This window comes from Flagellimonas ulvae, from assembly GCF_049333175.1.
Classification (GTDB): domain Bacteria; phylum Bacteroidota; class Bacteroidia; order Flavobacteriales; family Flavobacteriaceae; genus Flagellimonas.
In genome coordinates this window covers 1319195-1345205 of the sequence record NZ_CP186325.1, presented here as the reverse complement: position 1 = coordinate 1345205, position 26011 = coordinate 1319195, and the positions used below count along the sequence as shown (strand labels likewise).

At 38.7% G+C, this 26011-nt stretch carries 23 protein-coding genes and 1 other RNA gene; 4 read left to right on the top strand and 20 right to left on the bottom strand.

The features are described from left to right. Window positions 1–7: 7 nt before the first annotated feature. Together ACOKFD_RS06135 and ACOKFD_RS06130 are read right to left on the bottom strand one after the other, a co-directional pair. Window positions 8–2524: a TonB-dependent receptor gene (locus tag ACOKFD_RS06135; protein WP_422860435.1), complete on the bottom strand. Its 2517-nt coding sequence runs from the start codon at window positions 2522–2524 to the stop codon at window positions 8–10. Then, the gene (locus ACOKFD_RS06130) at window positions 2478–4169 is read right to left on the bottom strand and encodes a M23 family metallopeptidase (protein WP_422860434.1); all 1692 of its coding nucleotides are present in this window, start codon (window positions 4167–4169) and stop codon (window positions 2478–2480) included. Before ACOKFD_RS06130 ends, ACOKFD_RS06135 begins: the two co-directional genes overlap by 47 nt. Window positions 4170–4334: 165 nt before the next feature. On the opposite strand from ACOKFD_RS06130, the gene ACOKFD_RS06125 reads away from it, so the two are divergent. The 4 genes from ACOKFD_RS06125 to rny all read left to right on the top strand — a co-directional run bounded on the left by ACOKFD_RS06125 (window position 4335) and on the right by rny (window position 6719). Beyond that, window positions 4335–4625: a hypothetical protein gene (locus ACOKFD_RS06125; protein ID WP_422860433.1), complete on the top strand. Its 291-nt coding sequence runs from the start codon at window positions 4335–4337 to the stop codon at window positions 4623–4625. An 11-nt stretch (window positions 4626–4636) separates the two neighbouring features. Next, window positions 4637–4930: a cell division protein ZapA gene (locus tag ACOKFD_RS06120; RefSeq protein ID WP_106145462.1), complete on the top strand. Its 294-nt coding sequence runs from the start codon at window positions 4637–4639 to the stop codon at window positions 4928–4930. A gap of 54 nt (window positions 4931–4984) precedes the next feature. Next, window positions 4985–5094: non-coding RNA, 6S RNA (ssrS, locus tag ACOKFD_RS06115), on the top strand. Between the two features lie 53 nt (window positions 5095–5147). Further along, complete coding sequence (gene rny / locus ACOKFD_RS06110; RefSeq protein WP_422860432.1) at window positions 5148–6719, top strand: ribonuclease Y; 1572 nt, start codon at window positions 5148–5150, stop codon at window positions 6717–6719. An 11-nt stretch (window positions 6720–6730) separates the two neighbouring features. Here rny and ACOKFD_RS06105 read toward each other — a convergent pair whose 3' ends face one another. The 18 genes from ACOKFD_RS06105 to ACOKFD_RS06020 form a co-directional block, all read right to left on the bottom strand. Beyond that, window positions 6731–8791: a DUF349 domain-containing protein gene (locus tag ACOKFD_RS06105; RefSeq protein ID WP_422860431.1), complete on the bottom strand. Its 2061-nt coding sequence runs from the start codon at window positions 8789–8791 to the stop codon at window positions 6731–6733. Between the two features lie 143 nt (window positions 8792–8934). Further along, on the bottom strand, window positions 8935–9666 hold the full coding sequence (locus ACOKFD_RS06100; protein WP_422860430.1) for a shikimate dehydrogenase family protein: 732 nt from the start codon (window positions 9664–9666) through the stop codon (window positions 8935–8937). Further along, window positions 9638–10672, bottom strand: coding sequence for a DUF368 domain-containing protein (locus ACOKFD_RS06095; RefSeq protein ID WP_422860429.1), 1035 nt, complete (start codon window positions 10670–10672; stop codon window positions 9638–9640). Before ACOKFD_RS06095 ends, ACOKFD_RS06100 begins: the two co-directional genes overlap by 29 nt. Window positions 10673–10693: 21 nt before the next feature. Continuing rightward, entirely contained in the window at window positions 10694–11611 is a 918-nt protein-coding gene (locus ACOKFD_RS06090) for a DUF368 domain-containing protein (RefSeq protein ID WP_422860428.1), read from the bottom strand. A 23-nt stretch (window positions 11612–11634) separates the two neighbouring features. Beyond that, window positions 11635–13035 (bottom strand): tetratricopeptide repeat protein, encoded by a 1401-nt coding sequence (locus ACOKFD_RS06085; protein WP_422860427.1) that lies wholly within the window; start codon window positions 13033–13035, stop codon window positions 11635–11637. An 86-nt stretch (window positions 13036–13121) separates the two neighbouring features. After that, window positions 13122–14318: an aspartate aminotransferase family protein gene (locus ACOKFD_RS06080; RefSeq protein WP_422860426.1), complete on the bottom strand. Its 1197-nt coding sequence runs from the start codon at window positions 14316–14318 to the stop codon at window positions 13122–13124. Then, window positions 14318–16009 (bottom strand): OstA-like protein, encoded by a 1692-nt coding sequence (locus ACOKFD_RS06075; protein WP_422860425.1) that lies wholly within the window; start codon window positions 16007–16009, stop codon window positions 14318–14320. The genes ACOKFD_RS06080 and ACOKFD_RS06075 overlap by 1 nt, the downstream gene beginning before the upstream one ends. Before the next feature lie 128 nt (window positions 16010–16137). Beyond that, a complete protein-coding gene (locus tag ACOKFD_RS06070; RefSeq protein WP_422860424.1) occupies window positions 16138–17571 on the bottom strand; it encodes a nuclear transport factor 2 family protein in 1434 nt (477 codons plus the stop codon). 130 nt (window positions 17572–17701) lie between these two features. Continuing rightward, window positions 17702–18073 (bottom strand): DUF2200 domain-containing protein, encoded by a 372-nt coding sequence (locus tag ACOKFD_RS06065; RefSeq protein WP_298999427.1) that lies wholly within the window; start codon window positions 18071–18073, stop codon window positions 17702–17704. A 224-nt stretch (window positions 18074–18297) separates the two neighbouring features. Next, on the bottom strand, window positions 18298–19344 hold the full coding sequence (locus tag ACOKFD_RS06060) for a serine hydrolase domain-containing protein (protein WP_422860423.1): 1047 nt from the start codon (window positions 19342–19344) through the stop codon (window positions 18298–18300). 142 nt (window positions 19345–19486) lie between these two features. After that, window positions 19487–19876 (bottom strand): DUF6463 family protein, encoded by a 390-nt coding sequence (locus ACOKFD_RS06055; RefSeq protein ID WP_422860422.1) that lies wholly within the window; start codon window positions 19874–19876, stop codon window positions 19487–19489. Beyond that, entirely contained in the window at window positions 19873–20412 is a 540-nt protein-coding gene (locus ACOKFD_RS06050; RefSeq protein ID WP_422860421.1) for a GNAT family N-acetyltransferase, read from the bottom strand. The genes ACOKFD_RS06055 and ACOKFD_RS06050 overlap by 4 nt, the downstream gene beginning before the upstream one ends. Before the next feature lie 134 nt (window positions 20413–20546). Continuing rightward, on the bottom strand, window positions 20547–21392 hold the full coding sequence (locus ACOKFD_RS06045; protein ID WP_422860420.1) for an oxidoreductase: 846 nt from the start codon (window positions 21390–21392) through the stop codon (window positions 20547–20549). 25 nt (window positions 21393–21417) lie between these two features. Continuing rightward, on the bottom strand, window positions 21418–22302 hold the full coding sequence (locus tag ACOKFD_RS06040) for an alpha/beta hydrolase (protein ID WP_422860419.1): 885 nt from the start codon (window positions 22300–22302) through the stop codon (window positions 21418–21420). 210 nt (window positions 22303–22512) lie between these two features. Next, on the bottom strand, window positions 22513–23436 hold the full coding sequence (locus ACOKFD_RS06035; protein ID WP_422860418.1) for a helix-turn-helix domain-containing protein: 924 nt from the start codon (window positions 23434–23436) through the stop codon (window positions 22513–22515). 134 nt (window positions 23437–23570) lie between these two features. Then, complete coding sequence (locus tag ACOKFD_RS06030) at window positions 23571–24665, bottom strand: DUF418 domain-containing protein (RefSeq protein WP_422860417.1); 1095 nt, start codon at window positions 24663–24665, stop codon at window positions 23571–23573. Between the two features lie 5 nt (window positions 24666–24670). After that, window positions 24671–25228, bottom strand: coding sequence for a hypothetical protein (locus tag ACOKFD_RS06025; protein ID WP_422860416.1), 558 nt, complete (start codon window positions 25226–25228; stop codon window positions 24671–24673). A gap of 79 nt (window positions 25229–25307) precedes the next feature. Continuing rightward, a complete protein-coding gene (locus tag ACOKFD_RS06020) occupies window positions 25308–25874 on the bottom strand; it encodes a Crp/Fnr family transcriptional regulator (RefSeq protein ID WP_422860415.1) in 567 nt (188 codons plus the stop codon). Between the last annotated feature and the right edge of the window lie 137 nt (window positions 25875–26011).

Here is a 26011-nt window from a genome sequence, read left to right as displayed (position 1 = left end):
GTCTGAATTATAACCGGAGGGCAAACTTAAGATTAAAAACTCTACTCGTAAGAAAATTGGGCACGGCAAATTGTTGTTGCGTGTCAACATCCCGGACAAAAGTATTTGTAATGGAATTTTGATTATTGAACATGTTGAAAATTTCAAAACCTGCACTCAACTCTTTGATTTTATGTAACCAATGCCCTTTGGGGTGGCTGGTTTTTCCATCTGCAAAAATATATGAAATTCCTAGATCTGCCCTTCGGTAATCTCTTAATCTATTCTGAAAATCATAGGGGTCTGCATTGTTGGGCGAACCTCCTGGAACACCTGTTTGGTAAACTAGGTTCAGATACATTCTCAAGCTAGGTATTTTGGGGACGTAATCTTGGAAGAGTACAGCAAATTTCAATCGTTGGTCCGTAGGTCGTGAAATGTACCCTCGACCATCAATATTTTCTTCGGTTTTTAAAAAGCCCAGACTTACCCAAGATTCCGTTCCAGGAACGAATGCTCCGTTTAAACGAAAATCAAAACCAGCGGCATAAGCAACAGCATTGTTTTGTGCCGCATAGCGGATTCGGACATCCTCAATGGTAAAAGGGTTTACATCTGTCAAATCTTTATAATACGCTTCACCAATAAGAGTGAACGGTCTGTCCCAAAGGTTAAAACTGTATTCGCTTCCCAACACATAGTGGATTGATTTTTGTGCACGCACCTCGGGATTGATGTTTCCGGTAATATCACGTAGCTCTCTGTACAAAGGAGGCTGTTGATAGCTGCCAATGGCCAATCGAAACAGAATATCGCTTTTCCAGTCTGGTTTTATTGAAAATTGGGCCCGGGGACTAAAAAGAGTTTGGGCATTTCGTTCAAAACCGTCTCCGCTCAAGACCCAGTGTTGCAGTCTAAAGCCAAGGTTGAAATAGACATCATGACTTTTCCATAGGGTTTGTTTGCTGTATTGTAAAAAACCTGCCAAGCGATTGGTTTTGGTAAAATTGGTAGCTCGGACACTCTCAAAAGGCTCAATATCGCCCTCAAAAGGTTCTTCAGGTTGGTTGTTTATAAATTCTGGGTTTGGGGGCCTGATAAAAAAACCTGCAGAATCTAGAAATTCCGCCTCTCTTAGCTGATTCCTAAAATCTTCATGCGTAAATCGCGCGCCCCATTCCAAAGCATTTCCTTTTTTTTGATATCGGCCCTGATGGTTTAGATTGAATATCAAAGCATCCAATTGGTTTCTTGCCCGGGACTGTTGGGACCCCACCCCTCTGGAAGTAGTAACTTCCCCTAAGGAGGGGTTTGCCAAATTGGTATCTACATCACCCAATTCATATGAGGCTATGATATCTGAAAATTCTTCTTCCTGTGTATGGTAGATTGAGGCTGCGACATCCGCCTTTGTGTGCTTATTGACAAAAAAAACTGCTTTAATTGCACCTAAAGTATTTTCGTAGCGATTGTTTTCTTGTCCTTCATAAAAAACGATAAGTGCTCTAGGGTCGTTAATGGTTCCAAAATTGGTTTGTCTATTGAGAGGTTCGTTTTTATAATTGTTGATAGCATAGGAACCCAAAAAGCTAAGATGGAATTTTTTGGAAAAGCGGTAGGTCATAAAATTTTGCAAATCCAGAAAAGAGGGATTGAAATTGGTATTGGTTTGCTGACTGTTCACAAAAAGGCTGTTGTCTCTATACCGAACCCCGGTCAAAGTGGTCCATTTTTTATCTTTCGAAATGGTTTCTAAAGTGGAACTTGCTCCCAAAAGACTCCCTTGAACCTGAAGTCCAAAAGCAGTAGGTTCTTTATATGAAATATCCAGTACTGACGACATTTTATCACCATACCTAGCCTGAAATCCTCCCGAAGAAAAGGACACATCAGTTACCATGTCACTATTTACAAAGCTTAACCCTTCTTGTTGTGCGGATCTGACAAGAAATGGGCGATACACTTGTATACCATTGACATAGACCAAATTTTCATCAAAATTACCGCCTCGTACATTATACTGTGTGCTCAGTTCATTATTGAAAGAAACACCCGGGAGTAGTTTCAGAATGTTTTCAACCCCAGTATTTGCTCCAGGAATGTTCCGAACTATTTCAGGTGCAATTGTGATAATTCCATCTACTCTTTTTTCCCCAGAAGGAGAAACCGAAACACCAGCTATTTGAATAGCATCCGTTTTTAGTACAGGATTGAACTCAAATGTTTCGTTGGTGGTAAGAACTAAATCTTCCAAAACCACTTCTTTGTGCCCAATATGGGTAAAACGTACGGTGGTTTTAATCTCGGCGGTTATGCGAAGTAGATAATAGCCACTTTCGTCCGTACTCGTTCCTTGATTCCTAGAGGTTATGTTCACTCCAGAAAGAGGAACCTGATTTTCGTCTAGTACAATTCCGGTAATAATGGCATCTTGGGCTTTGCAAATGAAAGAGGCAAAAAAAAGCCACCCTAAGAAAAAAAACCTTACAAGCGAAGCATTATTTACGGAAGAAAGTTTGTTCAAAAGTAGTTGTATTGCCCACATTATCAGTAACGACAACTTTAAGATCACATTGCGTCTTATCCAAAATGTTATCGTCAAAATTATAGGTTATGGTTCTTTTTTTGGGCTCGTATTCCATCAAAATCCATTCACCGTTTAAAGTGGCCTGGTAACTATAGATCCCACTAAGGTCATCACTTATCTCCAAACTAAGATAGCTGTAATTGCTTAGCCACTGTTTTTCTTTAAAATTTCTGGGTTTAATGGTTGGTGCCACGGTATCTTTGGCCAGGGTATACTTTCCAAAGGACCTAGTTCTGGTTGTAAAGGCATTATCCCTTTTATATGTTCTATGGTATCTGGGATTGTCTTTGAGGTCTAAACGGGCAATGAACATTTGTTTTCTTTCTGAAGCATCGTAGGGAGACGCATCAAAACTAATGGTGAAATTTCGATGCGCTGCCACAGAATTATCATGAATGGTAATTGTGTCCTTTCCCTTTTTTAAATTGATATAAAAGTCGTCATAGAAAGTATTAGCGGGAAAATAAACCTTGGCGGCGCCTAAATCATAATTATTAGGTTTGTTGGCAATTACAAAATTCTCGGTTTTATCATCATTTCTAGGGATTTTAACCTCCTCCTTTTTCCCTTCAACGGGGATAATGAGTTTTATTTTATTGTTTTCGTAATCAGAAATAAGCAATTCGACATTGTAGCTCAAACCTTCTTGAATGGTTATTTTTCCATCGTTGTTCATGGTATTGTAAATGGAAAGTCGGTTTGAAGGTTCCTTAAAGGCTTTTTGCACACGCTGTTTATACTTACCGAAGTGCTCATAGTCTATTAATGTGTTTATATAACGGGTCTCAGCAAAGGAAAAAGTTTCAAAGTCATATTCGGAAAAGACCTTGCCATTGACCAATTGTTTTACTGAGTAGACCCCATTTTTGTTTGCTGCCAAGTCCTGCCGATCAAAACTATTAAAGCCAAAACCTATGGTTCCTATAGCTTTTACTTTATCCGCCAAAAAACTTCCATCCGCTTGCTTGGTGTAATTCAATTGAATTTTTTTAGCACTTTGATTTACAACCGCATCATCAGAAAGAGGGTAGCCAAAGAGGCTTATTAGCGTTGGATTGGTGGCATCTCTGACTTCATAACCGTAGAGAAGGGGATTTGTGGGCTTTTCTGTGACACTGTTTCGTATTTCGAAATGTAAGTGGGGACCTGCGGAGCTTCCGGAATTTCCAGAATAGGCAATAACATTGCCTTTCTCTACCTTCAGTTCACCATAATCGGGAAACAGTTCAATTTCATAGGATTGTTTTTTGTATTGGGCCTTCTTGATGTATTCTTCAATCCCTGGTCCAAATTTTTGAAGATGCGCGTACACGGAAGTGTGTCCAGATGGGTGGGCAACATATAAAGCCTTTCCATATCCCCAATGTGAGATTTTGATTCGGGTGACCGTACCATCAGCAATTGCATAAATGGGCAATCCTTCCCTTCTTTGGGTTTTAATGTCTATTCCTGCATGAAAGTGGTTGGAGCGTAGTTCGCCAAAAGTTCCTGCCAAAACAAGAGGGATGTCCATAGGGGATTGGAAAATATCTTTGGGGTATTTTTCTTGTCCTATTGCAATCTTGGAAAGCAGAATGCAAATCCCCAAAACATAAATGCGCATGTTGTACGGTATAAGTTCAATACGAATGTAACCAATGTTTTTATGTGTAAAAAGTGATTTGGAGAGCTTTGATCATATTCCTTGATGAAAGGGAAGAATATCCCTTAAAAAATTGCGAGGTAAGCCTAGGATGGTTAAATTTGTTATTACACATTCTGTTTGCATATGAGCGAACTTGTTGAGATTGTTGACTCGTTAGAGAATAAGGTAAGCAAGCTGCTCCATAGATTGGAACTGCTGCAACAAGCCAATTTGAAATTAAAGAATGAGCTTGAAACGGCTCATAAAGAGAAGACACAAGAACAACACACAGCCTCTGAATGGGAAGAAAAATATAACTCCCTAAAAATGGCAAACAGTATGTTGGGTGGTAATACAAATAAAACAGAAGCTAAGCTCAAGATAAATACATTGATTCGCGAACTTGACGTTTGCATAGCAAAGCTTGCAGATTAGTGGTTTACAATATGGAGGAAAAGCTAAAAATAAAGCTTTCCATTGCTGATAGGGTTTATCCTTTAACTATAGATCCCAAACAAGAAGAGGGATTGCGCAAGGCGGCCAAGAACATTGAAAGTCTGGCCAAGAAGTTTGAACAGAACTATGCGGTAAGGGATAAACAAGACGTGTTGGCCATGTGCGCCCTGCAGTTTGCGTCTAAAATAGAGCAAAGCGGAATAGACCGTTCTGAAAGTAGCAAAGCAGCCTTTGAGCGATTAAAGGCACTTGATGATTTGGTACATTCAAAACTGGGCGAATAAGTTCTTTTAAATAAAATATTGTTACTGCCCACATTGGTAATTATTTTTTGACAAACTCAACACTATTATATTTGAAGAGGGTGAGTTTAGGTTGTGAAAGCGGGCCCTACTCGTATAGGGATTTTTGAGCAACTTGTTAGCCCTAAACCTGTAATTAGGAGTTTGTACAAAACTTCGGCTAATGTGGGCTTTTTTTATAACCAAACACTAATTAGAAATGGATAACACTACACTTATCATTGTAGCTGGAGTTGTTGGATTGCTGATTGGTTTTTTAGTGGCTAAGATGATGGAAAAGGGAAAAGTCACTAAAACCATGTCCAATGCAAAAAAGGAGGCAGCTGACATTGTAAGAGAAGCAAAGAAGGAAGGTGAGAGCATTAAGAAGGACAAAATATTCCAAGCCAAAGAAAAGTTTTTGGAATTAAAGGCCGAACATGAGAAAGTAATCATAAACAAGGATAAAAAGATTGCCGAAGCTGAAAAGCGAACACGTGACAAAGAATCTCAGGTCAGCAACGAATTGGCCAAGAACAAGAAGTTGAACGAACAACTTAATGTTCAAATAAAAGATGTAGACCATAAAGGCGAGATTCTTGAAAAAAAACAGGCAGAAGTTGAAAAACTCCATAAAAGTCAAGTACAGCAATTAGAAGTAATTTCAGGGCTTTCTGCGGAAGAGGCCAAAAGTCAATTGTTGGAATCATTAAAGGCAACTGCAAAGACCGATGCCATGGCGTATTTGCAGAATACCTTGGAAGAAACCAAATTGACAGCTCAACAAGAGGCTCGAAAAATCATCATCAACACCATACAACGAATTGGTACAGAAGAGGCTATTGAAAATTGCGTCTCTGTTTTCAATTTAGAATCTGATGACGTCAAAGGACGTATCATTGGTCGTGAAGGAAGAAACATTCGCGCTCTTGAATCTGCCACTGGGGTGGAAATCATAGTAGATGATACCCCGGAAGCTATAATCCTTTCTTGTTTTGATTCAGTGCGCAGGGAAGTTGCTAGACTATCATTACATAGATTGGTAACAGATGGTAGAATTCACCCGGCAAGAATTGAGGAAATTGTAAAAAAGACCGAGAAGCAAATCAACGAAGAGATTGCCGAGATTGGTAAACGAACGGTAATCGATTTAGGTATTCATGGACTTCATCCAGAACTCATAAAAGCAGTGGGTCGAATGAAGTATCGCTCATCCTATGGTCAAAATCTATTGCAGCACTCCAGAGAAGTAGCAAAACTTTGTGGAATTATGGCCGCAGAATTGGGATTAAACCCAAAACTGGCCAAACGCGCAGGTTTGTTGCATGATATAGGCAAAGTTCCTAATTCAGAAACGGAGGTAGAGACACCACATGCCATTTTAGGTATGCAGTGGGCCCAGAAATATGGAGAGAAAAAGGAAGTGTGCAATGCCATTGGGGCTCACCATGATGAAATTGAAATGACCACGCTAATATCACCTATTGTTCAAGTTTGTGATGCCATCAGTGGTGCGCGTCCAGGAGCAAGGCGTCAAGTATTGGACTCATACATTCAGCGTTTAAAAGATTTGGAAGATATTGCTTTTGGCTTTAATGGTGTACAAAAGGCGTATGCTATCCAAGCGGGTAGAGAGTTACGCGTAATCGTAGAAAGCGAAAAAGTGAGTGATGACAAAGCTGCAGAGCTTTCATTTGAGATTTCCCAAAAAATACAAACGGATATGACCTATCCTGGTCAAGTAAAAATCACAGTAATTCGAGAAACACGTTCAGTGAATGTGGCAAAATAATGGAAAGCCCCTTATTCTTCTTCAGAATCAGGGGTTTCTTCTTCCACTATACCTTTACTTCTATTGTTTTCCAAAATGTTGAGCTTCTTTAATTTGGCTTTCCAAGTGTCAAGAGCCTTTTTGTGTTGCTCAATGTTCTTCACCACATCCATTACCAAAGGATTATTTTCTGAAGCGCTGGAAAAGAATTGAAGGTTATTCTCCAATTGGCGAATCTCAGCATTGCTCTCCGATATTTTTCTTCGGATAAAGGTGCGTTCATTCTGGATGGCCCTATCATCATCCGTATTGGCCAGATGATTCATCTTATCTCCATACTTTATAAGCTCAGACTCCTGGTGACCAACGCCAATTTTCTTGAATAGGGCGTCAATGATTTTATTGAACTTGCTATTCAAATGTTTTTTATTGAACGGGACACGCCCATAGCTTTTCCATTCGGCTATAAACTGTTTAATGTCCGCTAAATCTTTTTCTTTATCACCACTAAGTTGGAATGCACGAAGCCGGTCCATACATTCGTTCTTTTTTTCAAGATTTTTATATTCCTCTTGATGCGTTTTGTTTTTACCTGCATGCAAGCGGTCAAAATAGTGGTTGCAGGCATTTTTAAATTCGTTCCAGATTTTATCTGAGTATTTTCTGGGAACATGACCAATTTTTTTCCACTCACTCTGAATACGTTTCATTTCTGGAGTGGCCATATCCCAATCTTCACTATCCTTTAAGGATACAGCTAAATCTAAAAGCGCTTTTTTACGCTCTAAATTCTGGTGTTGTTCTTTCTTTTGGTTTTTGTAAAAGGCATTTTTTCCTCTATTGAACTTGCGAACCGCCTCTTTGAAAGCACTCCATGTTTGCTCATTTACTTTTTGGGGTACCTTGCCTGCTTTGAAGAAATCATCTCTTAGCGATTCAATCTCCCGAATTTGTTGTTGTAATGCTTTATGGTTATTTGAAACATTATCTGCAATAGCAATAATAGAAGTTATAATCTCCTCCTTTTTTTCAAGATTCTTTTCATAAACTTTTTCCTGTTCTTTAAAGTGCTCTTGCCGTCTTTCATGCAAGGCTTTGGTGGCATTGCTAAAACGTTCCCAAACTTCTTCTCTTTGCTCTTTGCCAACAGGTCCGATATCTTCCTTCCAAATCTTGTGAAGGGTCTGCAATTCTCTGAATGCCTTTCCCAAGTCAGTTTCATTGGCCAGGGCTTCGGCTTTTTCCACCAACTTTAACTTTTCTTCCAAGTTATGCTTGAAATCAAGATCTCTTAGTTCTCGGTTTAGGTGTAGAAAATCATAAAAGATTTCCATATGGTGGTGATAGGTTCGCCATACATCATTGTAATTATTACGAGGTATGGGTCCTGCATTACGCCATCTTTCCTGAAGATCTTTAAAATTTCTATAGGTATTGTTGATGTCTTCCTCAACATTCATCAAACCTTTAAGTTCCTCAATGATTTCAAGGCGTTTTTCTAAATTAGCCTTAAGGTTTTGTTCAAGTTGCTTGTAATAATGGTCCCTTTTTTCACGGTATTCGCCAATTACTTCATTGAACTGTCTTTTGGTTACGGAATTGTATCGGAAATCTATCTCATTACCCCCGTTGGCCACGAATTCTTCCTTTTTGTGCTCTAAAAATTCTTGGAACTTTTGGTCAAATTCGTACTTAATGCCACTTACATGCTTGCCAATGGCCTGTATCTTTTCGTTTTTTACCAAACGTTGTAGCTCGCCCACTAGATTCTCAATGGACATGGCATGATAATCCAAAAAGGGGATATGATGTCTTTTTTCATTGTCGGTGTCCTCTGCATCCTCTGCATTGGATTCCTCTATTTCTTCGATTACTTTTTCCGTTTCCTCTTGCGCAACTTCTTCCGTAGTATTGCTTTCTTCCACAGAAGCAGAATCCTCAACGGGAGAATCTGGTTCAGTGTTTGGTGTGGCTGTGTCCTCAGATAATCCTGGTTCAGAAATGGGGCTTTCTTCCAAAGATGTCTTTATATTATCCGAAGTTTGCTCAGCATCAGCTTCAGTTTCCTGAAGTTTTCGTTCATTTTCCTGCATTAGTAGTGTTTTTCCTCTGGATTGATGAAATTATAGCCAAGTTAACAACTAAATTAGCTAATCGCAAAAGTATGCATACTTCTTTTGTTTAACCATGACATTGTACAGTTTGAAGCTTATTCTGTACCATTTGAAAACCCACTTTAAAAATTCCAAATCTCCCAAGACCTATCTGCTTGTAATTCAAGCATTTTAAAGCCATTGCAGATAGAAGCGCCTTTTTCTTGTCCTAATTTTAAAAATGTTGTCACTTCGGGATTATACACAAGATCAAACAAAAGATGTTTATCGGTAATGTGTTGATATGGGATATCTGGTTTCTTATCTACATCCGGAAAAGTGCCCAACGGTGTGCAATTAACAATCACTGTGAATTCATTTAACACACCACTATCCAATTGGTTATAAGTAATCACGTTATTTGTTTTATTTCTAGAAACGTATTGGGTTTCTAAACCCAAATTGTTCAAAACAAACCGAATTGCTTTAGACGCGCCTCCTGTACCCAGTATTAGTGCTTTACTATGATGTGTTTTAAGAAAAGGTTCCAAGGATTTCTGAAACCCATAGGCATCCGTGTTGAAACCTTTGAGTCCATTTTCAGTGAATTTTATGGTATTTACTGCGCCAATCTGTTCTGCATCCGCATCGATTTCGGAGAGATATGGCAGTATGGATTCCTTATATGGAATAGTGACATTAAGTCCTTTTAAATTGACCTGTTCTAGTATTTTTGGAAACTCTTCAATAGTTTGTATGTCAAAATTCTCATAGCTATGTTCTTCAAGCTGAAGCGCCTTAAATTTTTTAGAAAAATACCCTTTGGAGAAGGAATAGGAAATGTTTTTACCCAGTAGTCCGTACCTGTTTTTCATCTTTGCTTTTTCCATACCAGTCCAATAATAACAATACCAAAATTCCCAATATTATGAAAACAATGGCCCACCATGTTTCCATACGTTGCATATCAGGAAGAAATCGTTCATAGTTGGCAATAACTTCGTTACCGTTGCTGTCTCTAAGTAAATTGCCAGCTTCATCTCTTTTAAACAAGGTTTTTTTCCAAGGCCAAAGCACTCCAAGGGAACCGGTAATAAAACCTATGATTACCGCATTGGAGATTTCTTTAAAGTGCTTTAGCAAGTAGCTTAACAAGTGTGAAAAAGTAACCAGCCCAGTTGCGGAGCCTAAGGTGAAGACCGCAAGAATCTTCAAGGTTTCCATACGCTGTACATTCTGAGTAAAGCTAAAGTCCCCGGACAAAACCTCTGCCAACGTATCGTAAAGCGCATTGACTGAATCTACTAGCAGGAGTACATAATTTCCTAAAAGGATGAGTATAAAAGAGCCTGAAAGCCCAGGCAGGGTCATTCCAGAAACACTTATGATTCCACAGAAAAAAATGAAAAAAAGGTTGTTGTTTTGAGTAGCTGGATTCAAAAAACTTATGGAAATACCTACCAACAGACCAATAACCCCCGCCATAACAGTTCTTTTGTTCCAGTGGTCAAAATCTTTAGAAATGTAATAGATAGACCCTAAAATCATTCCAAAGAACGCAGCCCAAACGTAGAGTTCTTTGGTTTCCAAAAAATAGTCTAAAACCCGGGAAATACTAAAATAACTAATCAACATGCCGAATATCAGCAATGAAAGAAATTTAGCATTGGTATATTGGAAAAAGCTTCGGAATCTGCCATTAAAAAGCAATTTGGCGGCTTTTGAATTTATTTTTTGAAGAGAATAAATGAACTCTTCGTAAAACCCCCCTACAAATGCCACAATTCCACCAGAAACTCCAGGAACCTTATTGGCAGCACCCATGCAAAGGCCTTTTATGACCAAAAAAAGATTGTCCAAAAGTGTTCGGCTTTGATGCATGCGGTTGTGGTGTACCTCTCCCTATTTTTTGGAAGCGGTTTTTTCCAGGATAAAAATAAGCGAAAAACCCGTTATAGCTAAAACAATCGCAAGCGCCAATTGGTTGTCACCTTCAAAACTCCATGGCCATATGTTCATTTCATCTGTGACTATGGTCTTATCACCAAAGGATTTGGTTTGCAAAACCTTCTTCCAAGGCCATATTTTGTTTAAAGAGCCCAAGATAAAACCAGTCAGCAGGGCCAGAGTCAAATTCTTGTAATGACTAAACATCCATTTTAGAAGCCGGGTAAAACTCAAAAGTCCAAAGACGGCACCAATAGCGACTGTAAGCACTATTTTTATATCTTTTTCATGAACCGCATCCAAAATGGTTTTATAGGATCCCAATAAAACCAATATAAAGGCTCCAGAGATACCGGGCAAAATCATGGCACAAACGGCTAAAGCACCGGAGAGGAAAAGATAGGGCAGGCTTTCCACATTCTCATTAGAAGGCAATTCTGTAATGATAAAGGCAACAGCTGCTCCTGCTATGAAGATTGAAATAGTTCCCATATTCCATTTCTTTATCTCTTTCCCCACAAAGAAAACACTGGCCAACACCAATCCGAAGAAAAAGGACCAAAGCAATATTGGTTTGTTTTCCAATAACCAACTTAAAAACTTTGCCAACGAAAAAACACTGATAAAGATTCCAGTGAAAATGGCCAGTAAAAAGTTACCATTGATTTTTTTCCAAAAAGATTTGAATCCTTCTTTTCTGAGCGTGCCAAAAAGGGATAGGTCAATAGAATTGATAGAAGTAATGAGTTCTTCATAAATCCCAGAAATAAATGCAATTGTTCCTCCGGATACTCCGGGAACTACATCAGCAGCACCCATGGCCATGCCTTTAAGGGTGATAAAGAGATAATCAAGCTTTTTTCTTGATTTCATAGAAATGTGTTGGTAAAGTAGGTTTAGGTAGAGGCCTTTTTAAATTCTGATAAAAGCATTTTAAGGCTGTGAAATTCTTTGAATTCGGGAAACTCTCTTTCAAACAAATGAAGATTTTCAGAATTCAATTGCAATGCTTCCATAAGTATTTCCTGGCTTTTTTCCAGCTCTTTGTTTTTTAGATAAATACCGGATAGTTTGTAAATCAGTTTGGATTCCTCTGGATAAAACTGAATACCTTGCACCAATACTTGAATGGAAGAATTAAAATCCCCTATTCTCTTTAGCGTTTCAGACCACTCCATCCAAGTGTCCAGTTCGTAATTTCCCAAATCTACCGTTTGCTTGTATGCGAAATCGGCTTCATCCAAATTGCCAAGCTGAAAATAAATTTTGGCTGCTTTTTTCCAATACAAAGGGTTCTCTCCATCAATATTAATCGCTTTATTGATATAGAACAGAGCCTTTTCAAAGTTTTTGAGCCTGCTATGAAAATCAGTTATGGCCAACCACCCTTTATCCAATAATGGGTCTTCGTGCACCGTATTGTAAAAATAATACTTGGCCAAATCGTCATTGCCCAACTTTTCATGACATTTTCCAATTCGAAGATAGGCATGGGATGTAGGGTCGTCAATGGTTATGGTTACCTCATAGTTTTCAATGGCCTCGTTGTACTTTCCTAATTTTTCAAGCACTTTGCCTTTTTCAAAATATGCGCCAATAAAGGCATCATCCGAAATAATGGCAAAATCAAACGCAGTCAATGCTTCTTTATACATGTTTTGGGCGAAATACATTTTGCCCAATTGATGCCATGCGACTTCGCAATAAGGATTACGTTCCAAATAATCGTTGAGATAGTGAATGCATCCTTCAAAGTCTTCTAAAAATTCAAAACAGTACACTACATTGTAAAGTGAGGAATAGTCATTTTCGTCAAACTCCACACATCTCATGAAACTACGCTTGGCACTTTCATAATCATCCATAAAAAGATATTCCATACCTAACAATGAATGTATGTCGAAGGAATCTTCAGCATGGTTGAGAGCTTCCAGCAGTAGATTGACTGCTTCTTGGTGTTTGTCCTGTTTGGAACAGATATTGGCTCTTTGAATATAGATTTCATCATTGAAGGTATCAAAGTCCTGGAGCTCATCCAAAATATGTTCGGCAGCATCAAAGTTATCCTCAAAAACAAGGACTTCAACCCGCAACAATTTTAATTCTAGTGAATTTGGGTGCTGTTCCAAGCCAATTTGAATGGCCTTCTTTCCCAAAGCGATTTTTCCGTTATTTAAATAGTAGTGAATAATGTCCTCAAAGTCCTCCGCATCGAAAAAATAGACGTCATCTGTCTTGAGCATTGACTCAAACTTGCTTATTGATTTGTCAGGATTTCCGTTAGAATCTAACGCCATAGGAACGTGTTTGGTTTTACTATGGACTTAAAATTAGCCCTTTGCTTTCTTCATTAAAGCCGGATTTTGGGTATGTTATCAACAAATTAGTTAACAGACCCCGGCCCGTACTCGTTTAAAATCTCAATAATTTGCTTACATCCTTGCTCAATTTCCTCCACGGAAATAGTGAGCGGAGGAGATATTCGAACCGCTTTAGGTTCGAACAGTAACCAGAAAAGAATCAGATGTTTTTTTGCTGCTGAAAGCACCAGGTAATTCGCTAGTTCATTACTTTGCATAATTAAGGCCAACATCAATCCTTTTCCTCTAACCTCCTTAATCAAAGGATGTACCAAAAGCGTTCTAAAGTGTTTTTCTTTCTCCAGAGTTTGCTCAATCAGCTTACTTTCCGTCAATTCTTGCAAAGTGGCCAAACTGGCAGCGGCAATTACTGGATTTCCGCCAAAAGTAGTAATATGACCGAGTTTTGGATTGTCCTGCAAGCTGGCCATCATCTTTTGGGAAGCAACAAAAGCTCCGACTGGGAGTCCGGAAGCCATTCCCTTACCGATAACCAAAATATCCGGGGTGCAATTGAAGTGCTCAAATGCGAATAATTTGCCCGTTCTTCCAAATCCTGGCTGGATTTCGTCCAAAATAAGTAGAGCGCCTACCTGATCACAGCGTTCTCTTACTTTAGTCAAATACTCATTCTTTGGTAGTATGAAGCCTGCACCTCCTTGTATGGTCTCCAATACCACTGCAGCTGTTTTTGTTGTAATGCGTTCAAGTTCTTCTTCGGCATTGAATTGAATGGAGGAGACGTCAGGAATCAATGGTCGGAACGCACTTTTACGCTCTTCGTAGCCCATAAGGCTTAAACTACCCAGAGTGTTCCCGTGATAGGCATGGTTGGCAGCAATAAGCTGTGATCTGCCGGTATGCCTTCTTGCCAATTTTATGGCTCCTTCTATGGCCTCAGTACCAGAATTGACCAAATAGGTGGTTTCCAAGCTAGAGGGTAAATGGTCGGCCAATAGTTTTGAATAGGCAACTGAAGGATTCTGCACATATTCGCCATATACCATTACATGCATGTATCGCTCTGCTTGCTCCTGTACAGCGTTTACCACTCGGGCATGACAATGCCCAAGGCTGCATGCAGACACCCCGGCAACAAAATCCAAGTGGGCATTCCCATCTTCATCATAGATATAGCTGCCCTTTGCCTTGGTCACAACAAGACCTAAAGGATGTGGTGTAGTTTGGGCCTGGTGCTTGAAAAAATCTTCTTTGAGCATTAGGGCGATCGTACTTTGGAAACTTTGGTTTCCTTGGGTTGAGTTGCTTTGGCTGGAGGAATGTTGTTCACAGGGTCATTTTCGTTTTTACTGCGTTCTTTCTCCTCTGCATCAATGTCGATGGGATTCTCTATCCCTCGAATCTTAACCAAGGTAATATTATTGTCATCCTCATCAAAAATGTCATCCTTGGTCAAAATGCGCTCTTCACCCCGCCAAATGAATCCCTTCAGTTTTCTGCTTTCAACCGGGAGATCTTTTTCTGGGAAGATATCCCCGTCTGGATTCACAAAAAAGGTAATGTCCTCAATATCGTTATTGGCCATTAGCAAGCGTATTTTACTACATATGGTCTTATCTATGCCGATAAGCTCCTGATCATCATTGTACATGTAGTAAATGACCTCGGTATTTTTGACCAAGTCTATGATTTTCAATTCGTTTTCGATGAATTTTCCAAACAGGTTCTTTCCCTTGGCTTGATTATATCCCTCCCGGCTAATGGTGTCCAAAGAAATGATAAAGGCATTTTCCAATACTTTGAGCGAATCCAATTTCTCGGTTTCCAAATCCGATATGAGATGAATGCTGTCTCCCGTAATTTGATTCTCCACATTCCATATGATAGGGTCGGTAACTAACTCCGTTATACCCGTTTTTTCGTTAAAATGGATGGAATCACATTTACCACTTAAATCGGTCTTATAAAACTTTGCGTTTCGAAAAGCCCGTAAAATACGAGATTCGGGCTTGCCTGTGACCATAAGGGTATCCCCATGGATATAAAGGGAATCTTGTTGTACTAGATTTATGGAAACAGCACGTTTTGTGGCAAAAACGGAATCTTTATCCTTGAAAACCTCAGCATAATGCGCCCGTATTACACCATCGTTAATGGTATCCGTTATTTTGATGTTATTGGTGGCAGAAGCAAACGCACTTATTTTATCAAAGTAAAGACTGTCGCCTTCAATTATTTTGTTGTTGTAATCGATACGGGTGTTTTTTATGCCATAGCCTCGCTCAATTTTGGTATCATAAAATCCACGCTCGCAATATATTTTGTATTCTTCACCGATTATTGTTGATGGCCCATACATGTAGGCATTCTTTGAAGTGGTGTAATAATCTAGTTGTTCTGAATCAACGGTATACTCGGGATTATCGATATGCACTTCATTTTGGAACTGGTACTTCTTAGGGGTCATAAAGTATGTGCCTATGGTACTGGTGAGCACATTAGCGGAGTCCACTACCTTCCCGCCGGAACGGTAGTAGGATTCTTGCTTTTCCCGGTCAAAATAGAGGGTGTCCGTGGTAAGGGTCATTTGGCCATTGGTTAGGTCCACATTTTCCCAGGCTTTGGCCAGTTTGGTATTGCCATCATAGTCTATCTTTCCACTATTCAACTCTATGGAATCTCCTTGCTGTAATCTAATGTTACCAATGGCCTTTAGCTTGTTCTCCTGTGCATAGAAAATGGCTATATCGCACCAAAGGTCTGCTCCTTGATGTTCAAACTGTACTTGGCGTTGGTCATCTTTACTAAAAATGGAAGCGCCTGGGAATTGGGCTTCATCCTTGGTAAAATTAGCGCCATAGATAATATTGATTTGTTTTCCTTCGACCTGCTGTTGGCCGTAAGTTCCAAATGAAATCAAAATCAACAAAAGAAATATGAATCGATTCAAATCAATGAATTTTGCCCAAAAGTAGGGCTTTTGAGCAAAGTCTCACAACCTCTTTTGGAAAGGTTAACAGCTACAAATTGTTTAAAGGGCAAATTGGAATTGCCCTTTAGGGAAGTAAATGGAATTTTCTATTTATTCTCCTTGTCTCCTCTACCTAAATATGCCCTGATTGAGTTAATCAGACCTTCCGAATTGAAGGTTATAATATCCACCACGTACAATTCTTCTGTTTTGTTGACCGTTATTTTCAGCTCTGCAGCTACTGTATTTTGGTCTTCATGCATTTCCAAAATCTCAATTTCGATGGATTCGGCTGCTTCAAAGTTTTTCTTGGTTTCCTCCAACGCCTTTTTCTTGCCTTCCACTCGAATTTTCCAATCGCGTAAGATGATGTACTCTGCAAAAATGGCTTCAACTCCGGCTAAATCCTTTTCGGCGTACCTTTCCAGGTATAACCTGCACAGTTCTTTTCTTGAGCTTGTGGTCATTTTGGTCGTTTTTTCAAATGTAGGATATTCGTTGTTATCTGTATTCGAACTGATACACATCACGGTATTACCAACATTGACGGGTGGAGTTGCCAGTTTATACAAGATAATTCCATTCTTTGGTGATTTGTATTCTTCCAAGATAGTGCCGAATTCATCCATAGTATGCCCTACAACTTCATTTTCCTCAACAGAATCCCCAGCTTTGAAATTGCTGTAAAAGATTCCCTTGGTACTTGAGCGAATATAACTTTGTTTATTGCGATATATTATGTTTGGGTGAGGTCCGGTGCCATTTTGATACATATTCATGGTATCGAGCATATTGTAAATCCCCTTTTTTATCAAGTTCACATTTTCTTCTTGAACATTGCCAAGTTTCCCGCATTCAATACTTAGAGCGGTTTTTCCGTCTTGGACTGCTTGTTTGAACGTATACTTGGCCGCATCTGTGTCCGAAAGAGTGTAGGGGTAGGAAACCACATACTGAAACCCACTTTTTTCAGAGAGTTCTTTGGCCAGAGCAGTTTGTTTGGGGTTTTTAGTGTTGTTGTAAAAGCATACAAAAGGGATTAAGTCCTCAGGCGCATCCCCACCATGCACATCAAGGAAAACCTCGCTTGCTGGAATGATGTTGGAGGTGATAAAATGACCTATTTGTTCTGTAATGGTTCCATCTTCTTTGCCAGGGAAAACGTTGTTCAGATTTTTCTTGTCCAATGGACTAATAAAGGGGGTTCGAGCATAAAATGAAGCTGTATTGGCGATAGGGACCACAATTAAGGTTCCTTTTAACTGTTGAAGGTCAATTTCTTTTAGTATTGCCTGAACTGCAACAATTGGTGGATATTCAAAACCGTGTACACCAGCAACTATAGTAAAAACTGGCCCTTTGGTCTTTCCTTTGAGGATGGAAATAGGCAGAGAAGCTTCATTCCCATCTTTATCCTTAAAATCTATACTTAGATTTTCTCTAAAGGGTCTTTCGCTTTTTTTGAATGCATTTTGAAAGGTGTTTTGGGGAAAAGTGGCTTGTAGTGAAAAAACGAATAAAAAGATGATGACCTGTCTCATATTTAGTTAAAAAAAAATGAGAATACAAGTTCCTAAATTCTTTTGATTATGACTAGAAAATAGGAAGTAAGATTTGGATTTATAACAACGTTGGCATAACACAACGGGCTAATTTGCGAAGTACTTACTTTTACTTCTTTTCTTCCCTTAAGATTTTCTCTATTTTACGTCCCCTTGCTAGCTCATCTATCAACTTATCCAAATATCTCACTTTTCGAGTCAGGTCATTGTCAATTTCTTCAATGCGATATCCACAAATTACCCCTTTGATCAAATGAGCGTTGGGATGTAAATCAGCTTGCTCAAAAAAACTCTCGAAAGTGGCTTTTTCGTTTACAAGCTTCTGTAGTTTTTTGTCGTCAAATCCCGTAAGCCATTTTATTACTTGTTGTAATTCTTCTTTGGTCCTACCTTTTTTCTCCACCTTATTAACATAATGTGGGTAAACCGAGGCAAAAATCATTTTTGCAATTCGTTCATTGTGCTCTGGTGTAACTTTCATTGTTCTTTATTTATTGGTACGGTTCCATGAGCCCAAGCTCTAACCAAACTAAAATTTAAGAAAAAAGGGGGGTGCTTTATTTTTTTATTCCGTCTAGTAAAAAAGACAAAGCAGGATAAAAATAATAAAACTCCAATAATAGTAGCACATAGATAGAAGTCTAATAATGAATATATTAGAGCTAATTCCTGAGTCAAAGGGTTTTGGGCACAAGTATGGTGTTACTAAAAACGATTCAATATCTCATTGCCTGGTTCATCCAAGAATGTTTTGATAGCCTTCATGGCCAATCCTCTTCCATTGTCTCCATTGGTCATAACCACAAGCCCTGTATTTGATTTGGGCAAAAGAACAATCAATGAATTCACTCCTTGGTCGCTGCCAGCATTAAACAGGGCATACTCTTCATTGGGTAGGTTCTGAAATACAATCCACCCCAGTCCAAAATGTATGCCTTCACGGACTTCACTATGAGGCCTACTCATTTCTTCAAAAAGCGTTTTCTCAAGATAAGAGCTATTGAGCAAAGTAGCTGAGAGTTTACCAAAGTCTGATAAAGTGGTCAAAAGGTTATCCGCTGCATTGGCTTCATACGATTTCTGATATTCATAAGCTTTACCCCCTTTGTCATGGGAGCCTGCAAAATCAAAACTTTCCATTTTTTTATTCCAGACCAGAGCGCTGTTTTCCATTCCAATGGGGTTAAAAACCAAAGAATCTGACAGCTTTTCCAATGAGGTGGCAAATTTATGTTCCAAGGCATTTCTCAAATATTCGAATCCTTCTCCGGAATACTGGACTTTTTCACCCGGTTCAAAATCAAAGGAAAGTTTTTTGTCCTCATACATATATCTCCAGTTCTTAAAGCCACTTCTATGACTCAGAACAATTCTTGTAGTCAGCTTTTTATGCCTGCTGTCCTCTTGTACATCTGGATCTATCCAATATTTATATAACGGTTCATCCAAATCTAAATCCCCGTTTTCCACAAGTTTCAGAGTGGTCAGGGTAGTTATGGTTTTGGTAAGCGAGGCTACATCAAATAGGGTTGACGCCGTGATTTCATTTCCATTAACATCAATCCCCTTCACAATAGTCTTGGCAACATTTCCATTTTCAATTTTTAAGATGGCAATGCCAGGAACATTGGCTTCGCCAAGCCAATTACCGACCTGTTGCTCTTCTGTTGTGTTATCAATAGTTTGGTTTTTTTGGGCTCTTACGTTGATAAAAAGTAATACGAGCATACTGGAAAAGTAAACTGATTTCATTTGGAATTTATGTATTTAGAGTTTAACCTATTTCCTTCAATAGGTTTGTTTGATGACGAAATAGGAGTAGAATTGTTACGTTATGTGAAGATGTAAAGTCCTATTCGATGATTTTTCAGCTCTAAACTTTTATTTTACTATTTCAATTTCTTTGAACCAACATATATACTGCATGGGGTAACATCAAAAAGGTCATTCCCGAAAACGGAATCATAAAGACTCCGACCAGTACAATAATCAAATAAGCCCAAATGAAGTTTTTTGGGATTTGACCATTAGTTTTTTCTACGTAGTTAACAAGAATTCCAAGTGGAATAAGCAAGAGACCATAATAGAAGAACCAAAAGGCAGCAAAATTCTCATAATTCATTTCTCCGTTGAGTAATGGAAATTCAAATAGGCCCTTACTTATTCTGAAAAAGAATTTATCGGCAAACCCTGCAAATTGTTTTCCAAAAGCAAATGGAGAAATTCCTAAAAGCGGGTGAATTATGCCAAAAAAAACTAAAATCTTTCCATTTGTAATTTTCACGTTTTGTCCTTTTTGTTTGATATGTTCTTATTTTCTTTGCTCAAGCTTTTCAAACTGTAATAGGATAAAAGCTTTTCACCTTTTTGGAAATCACCTTGATACCGTAGTCCAAGTTTATGTAGCAATTTAATTGACTTTTTATTGGCGGGAAGTGTAATCGCAATGATGTTTTCATAGGTATTAAGCTCTTTTAGCTTGTCTAAGTATAATTTACTTGCTTCAAAGGTGTACCCTTTTTTTTCAAATTGCGGCAACAATGCGAATCCAATATCTGGAAATAACTCATCATCCCGTTTTAGAAATGTTACTATTCCAATGGCATTTCCAGATTCCTTCAGCTCAAATACATTGTAGAAATATTTATTGTTGTTAAGTATGTTTTGTATATAGTTTTCTGCGTCTTTCGTGCAAGAAATGTTTCTATCTCCAATAAATTTTAACCAGCCCTCAGAATTGACCAATTCGACAATAAATTCAGCGTCTTTCAGATTTATTGGTCTTAGAATCAATCTTTCTGTTGCTAGGGTAGTGTACACTTTGATTTAAAGTTTGTTTTGGTAGGGGATTTAGAGTAACAATATACTTCAATCCTTCTTTAAAGAGGGTTTTTAAAACATAAAAACCGATGCCTCAATTGACATCGGTTGTAAGAGCTATTTTATTATACTGTTTAGCTATCAATCGAAGTGTTTATTGCCATCTCTTTCCAGCTATCCAAATCACTGAGTAGCTGTTCGGCGTGACCTTTTATAGCCTCAACTGCATCAGCACCCAATTGTAGGCGCAAAGGCGTATTTTCTGCTTGCAATGCTTGGTCAATGGCCTGTGCCGCTTTTAATGGGTCACCCTCTTGTGTGCCATCCATTCCTTTTGCGAAATCTCTAGTACCCCCTACGATTTCGTCGTAGGCTTCAATTTTTGGCATGTGCTTCAAAGCACTTCCTGCAAATTCGGTTCGGAAAGCTCCGGGTTCCACAATCATGGTTTTTATCCCAAAAGGCGCTACCTCTTGAGCCAATGCCTCGGATGCTCCCTCCAACGCAAATTTAGAGGCTGAATAGGCACTAAAACCACCAAAACTCATATTACCACCCATGCTGCTCATATTGACGATGGCACCGCTGCCTTGTTTTCTTAGATGGGGTAGGACTTCTTGTGTTACTGAAATGGCTCCGAAAAAATTGGTTTCCATTTGATTTCGAAACTCTTCTTCCGGGGTTTCCTCCAACGCTCCAACGATACCGTAACCCGCATTGTTGATAAGTACATCTACATGGCCAAAAGCGTTTATAGCTTCTTTAACTCCTTGTTTTACTTGTTGAAGATTGGTAACATCCATTGAGATTGCTTTGATTTGGTCAGGCGCGGTTGCCGCCAATTCATCCAGTTTTTCTTTTCTACGGGCTGTAGCTACTACTTTGTAGCCTTTGGAAGTGGCATATTCTGCCATTGCTTTACCAAAACCGGATGAAGCTCCGGTAATAAACCATACTTTGTTGTTATCTGTATTTTTCATTTTCTAATATTTTGATGATTAATTTCTAATCCAAGTTCTTTGAAAAGAAGACACTTACTTCTTCCACTGCTTGATTGACTTGTTTTGGTTGATCATAGTAATCAAAGTGATATCCATCTCCCCAGATTAGTTCTTTTTCGCCTTGGAGGTCATTGTAAAACTTCTTGACATTGTCTGGCAATGCAGAACCATCTGAATGTACCATCATGAAAGGAGTTTTAATTTCTTTTGCCTTACTCATTGGGTCAAAATCCAACCAAGGTCCCCAACTCATAACAGACAATTCATTTTTCCACTCCTTCACTCCGCCACCTCTTGTAGTGTCCATATAATATTCCATCGGTCCTACGTGAGAAGCGGTTTTATCTTCGTTATGATACGCTAAGATGATATCATTTTCCCCAGTGTTAGCAAATTTCTTTTTGGCCTCTAATCCAACTTCACGCAATTTCTGCACGTTATCTTCACTGCCGTAAAGCAGGGGTAAAACATTTTCGTCTGGAAGCCAAGCTGCCACAGTGGCCACAGCCTTAATTCTATTATCTTCGGCGGCGAGATAAGCTACGTTGCCTGCTGATGTACAAACACCCAGAGCACCTACATTATCCACATAAGACAAGGATAAGAGATAGGTAGTGGCCGCCTGTAAATCCTTAAGTTTTAATTCTGGGTCTTCAAACTGACGGGGTTGTCCTTCGCTTTCTCCGTAATTACGATAGTCGAATGCCAAGGTTACAAAGCCTTCTTCAGCTAATTTTTGTGCATAAGTGCCCGCCATTTGTTCTTTTACAGAGGTTAATGAACCACCTGTAATTATTGCAGGATACTTTTTTGAAGAGTCAAAATTTGCAGGTTTGTACAGATGACCTGATAAAACTAAACCGTCTGCGTTGAATGTTATTTTTTCCATTTGAATTGTTTTTTTAGAGTTATTATTTGGTTTTGCATTGGCAAAAGTGAAAACCGATAGAACAGTGATTAAAAAGAGTTTTGTATTCATAACAATTAGTTTTTAAAAGATTATGGTACAAAAGTATGGGCAGGGCAGGGGGTGAGAACTACACAATTCAAAGTGTGAAGTATACAATTCAAATAATCAATAAAAAGTAGAGGTATTTTTCTATTTCCTGAAGGCTCCAGGAGTCATTCCAGTTTGTTTTTTGAAGAATTTGGCAAAATGGTTGGGATAGTTGTAGTACAGTTCAAAAGCAATTTCCTTGACTGATTTGTCCGTATTGGTTAGTCTAGATTTGGCCAAACTCAAAATATGTTTGTAGATGAGTTCAGATGCGGAATACGAGGTGATGCGTTTGCAAAGGGCATTCAGATGGTTAGGGTGAACGGATAACCTATCGGCATAAAACTGAACTTTATGTGGTTCAGCATTTTCAAAACTTTGTCCCGGGTGAAAACTGGTTTCAATATGGTTTTTAAATCGGCTTACTAAGGTGATATCACCATCCCTTTGTGTAAACTGAAGTTCACTTTCATCTATTTGTTTTTTAAACAGTCTGGTCGCTTTGTAAAGAAGGGCTTTGGTGTGGTGATAAATAATCTCTTTGTTAAAATCGGCTCCACTGTTATACTCATCAAAGGCTTCCCGGAAAATGCTTAGGAGGGTAGATATGTCCTCTTTGGCTATGTTTAAAGGAATGGTATTGTCAACCAAAAGGAAAGGGAATTCTTGTCCTATCTGGGCTGTGGGATTGTTTTCAATGTAAAAATCCTCGGTAAACATGATGTAGTACCCTTCCCAGTCCGGTAAAATATCCCAATATGTGATTTGATAAGGTGAATTGAAAAAAAGAGTGGCTTCTAAATTTTTGGTGGAATAATTACCGGTTTTTGTGTATCCAGAACCTTCGAGTTTTAATGCCAATGCATAAAACTCATGTTTGTGCAAGGCCATTTTATGGTGCACGGTTTTCATATTATCCTGAAAACTACGAACATCATAATCTTGATGTCTAGGAGATGGTATGTTTATACCTTCACAGTATTCTTTTATTGTGGAAAAATGAATCAATTCAGTTTTCTTTTTCAATGGGTTGTCAACCGTCTTCTAGCTTGTTGAATGCCAAAGTGGCGACTCCTTTTCGTATTACAAGATAGTCTAAACCTCCCTGTTTTCCTTGCCATTTCAGATTGAGTTTTGAAAATAATAATCAATAGATTATCTCATTTCGTTATCCTCCGAAATATCCATTCCAAAGGGCCAATGCTGTTGTATTTTAACCAAACCCAAGCAAACAAGACACAGCTAAAGCTAAAGACCAAAGCATATCCGACCGAAAAAAGTAACGGATATTGCCCAATCTTATCTGGATTTATCGATTCTACAATGCCCATTCCCAAAATCACATGAGCCACATAGAACGTTAAGGCTAGCTGTCCTGTTTTAGCTAAAGCGACTGCTATTCTGTTCTTCTTGTTTGCTCCTATTATCAGAATAGAAGCTGATATTATGGTAAATGCAATGGCAACTCCGTTAAGCATATAAATTGGTAATGGAGGCATAGGGCTTGTTCCAAATAGCTCTTTTATTTCTTTTGAAGTTTGTGGACTTATACCTGATAACAGGTTGATTAGGACGGAAGATGTGATTTGAACAACAACGAAGGCAAGAATGGAAAAAAGAAGTAGTTTTTTGACAAACTTCACGTTTTGTAAATCTTGCTTGCCAAGCCAATATCCAAAAACCATGAATGCAGACCATGGGATAACGGGATGAAAACCATTGTAAATCAGGTTTCTGGTGAATCCCCTGATTGTCCAAAAATCATTATAAGTTAGCGAGTTGAAATCCCAACCCATTTCATAATCCCATAGCATCATCAAAAAAGGATAGATGAATATGAGTCCAAAACCGAATAGCAGGATAGACCGTTCTGTTCTTTTTAGAAGCACGATTACCACTATCATATACACCCCATAGAAATGTAAAATATCCGCAGGCCAAATGGTTATGTAAGAGACTCCGATTAAAAAAAGAAGAATTGCCCTTTTCAAAATCTTTTTCTTGATACTTGTCCATTCTTTTAAATCATTGGTCTTATTGGCTTTTTTGGTAATTAGCGCCATCCCAACTCCGGCCAAAACCACAAAAGTTGCAGCTGCTTTTCCATCTAAGAGGTTTATAACCCTTATAATGCCGCTAGAATCTTTTGCCCCGAAGACCATTTTGAAATTGACCACAATCATACCAAATAGGGCCAAGGCTCTGGCCACATCCAACCCTATAATTCTCGTGGAAGGTTTTTTAAATGAAGTCATTTTGTTCAAAAGTTAAATCCTGCCTCAATCCCAAACCCTATGGAACTACTAATCACCTTTGAGTTGGAGAGTCTGCCTATTGCATTGAGGCCCAGGACAAGTCCAAACTCAGGAAAGGGTATAAAAAGAAAACCGGTACTGGCCGTACCTCCAATCAGAAATCCCGTGGTTCTATCGTTGTTTTGTCTTTCTATGGTTTCTACACCCGGAAAGGCACCTAATCCAAGATTGAAATAGAACCCGCTGCCCAAATATTCATAGCCATCAAAACCAAACCCCAAGGAGTAGGTGTCTACCTCTTTTATGTCCTTATTTTCCAAAAAGCTTCCATCAATAGTAGTGTTTCCAAAACTTAATGTTAGTGGTATGACAAATTCTTTAGATTGCTTTTCAAACTCCCTATACTGTATGGACCAACTTTGATAGTTTCTGCTTGAAACACGTTCAAACGTAACCATATGAACCAAGGGAGGATTAAGTGAATCTGTTGCTGTTTGAGCTGAAGTGTGCAGCGGGAAAACAGATAAAAAGAAAAATAGGAGGCAAGCTACAAGAAATTGCATGAAGGTATCTTTTTGTGGATTAATTCTATGGCGAAGGACGCCAAATGATTCATCGCAAAATTTGACCTACATCAAAAAATCAATACTTAGCCCTAATTCGACTTAAAGTCTCTAGCGAAATGTTCAAATAAGATGCAATATGTGTGAGTTTAATATGCAGCAGCAACTCAGGTGCTTGTGCTAGCAACTTTTCATAACGTTCCGAAGCGGTCAGTGTTCTAAGGTCCAGGAGGTCTTCCTCCAAAGCACCCGCATGTATTTCTGTAAGTAGTAAGTCGAGCTCCAGTAACTTTGGAAACTTTATCTTGGCAGCTTCCCATTGTTCTCGATGTGTTATGCTCACCTTTACATCGGTCAAACAATCAATAAACTCCGTACTAGGCTCCTGAAAGGTATAGCTCGTATATGCTAGCGCTATATCGTCTTCAAAGAAAAAATCCGTAGTGATTTCCTTTCCGTTTTTGATGTGGTACTTACGCACTATGCCTTTACGAACATGAAAACTTTTACGGCAAACACTTCCGGCGTTAAGCAAAATCTCACCTTTTTTAAAAGACTTGGTTTCTTCTATTTTGCTAAGAAAGATTTGGGTTTTTGTGTCCAATGAGGCAACAAGCTGTTCAATCTTTTCAAAATGGTTAAGCATCCTGTATTTTATAGGTTAGGTCTGTATTGCGCATATCTTTTTTTGATTGGCATCACTCGTAAATGATTATATAATTTAGCACTTGTATTTGCAAATTTCCGGAAGAAAGCAAGGAAAGGCGATAACTCTATATGTTT